Below are 260 nucleotides of genomic sequence, written 5' to 3' on the forward strand. Positions count from 1 at the left end.
GTTGCTGTTGATGTTCACCGTGCCGTGGTTGTAGGAGTAGATGTGGCGCCCACCAGCGAACGCGTCGAAATCCAAACTCGAATCGATATCGACACGGCCACCATTCTGAGCAACGACACCGCCGCGCAGCATCATCGCGCTCACTGACAGGTACGTGCCGGCGCCATCGGCAGTAAAGCTGCCGTTCACCACGACGTTGGTTGGAGTCGTGGTGTCGCCGATGATCGCGATCTTCCCGTTGACGGACTTGCTCAGAGTGG

1 protein-coding gene is annotated in these 260 nt (G+C 58.8%); it reads right to left on the reverse strand.

All coding sequences use genetic code 11. From position 1 onward, the window contains the following. Nucleotides 1-260, reverse strand: a 260-nt coding sequence (locus SB749_RS19940; RefSeq protein ID WP_410711834.1) for a hypothetical protein, incomplete at both ends; no start/stop codon positions are given.

This window comes from Brevibacterium sp. SIMBA_078, assembly GCF_046534565.1.
GTDB lineage: Bacteria > Actinomycetota > Actinomycetes > Actinomycetales > Brevibacteriaceae > Brevibacterium.